This is a genomic window from Xenorhabdus santafensis (genome assembly GCF_033949405.1).
Classification (GTDB): Bacteria; Pseudomonadota; Gammaproteobacteria; order Enterobacterales; family Enterobacteriaceae; genus Xenorhabdus; species Xenorhabdus santafensis.
In genome coordinates, this window is sequence record NZ_VCDN01000446.1 from 1 (window position 1) to 253 (window position 253).

Below are 253 nucleotides of genomic sequence, written 5' to 3' on the forward strand. Positions count from 1 at the left end.
GCAACTTTATTAATACTTTCCCACCCTGTTCCTAATTTAAAACCTAAATATACAAACACAATTGACCACGGAATAACAGCTAATGTAGTTAGCGTAATAAACTTAGCATGTGACATTTTCGCAATACCCGCTGGTATCGAAATAGCATGACGCACAACAGGAATAAAACGCGCTGTAAAAATAACACCAGTTCCGTAACGATTAAACCAATCTTCAGCATAATCAATATGTTTCTTTTGAATTAAAATATATT

The 253-nt window shown here is 33.6% G+C and carries 1 protein-coding gene; it reads right to left on the reverse strand.

The genetic code is table 11. The features are described 5' to 3' along the window. Positions 1 to 253 (reverse strand): VTT domain-containing protein (locus FE392_RS23040; RefSeq protein ID WP_319931995.1); only part of this gene is annotated, 253 nt, incomplete at both ends.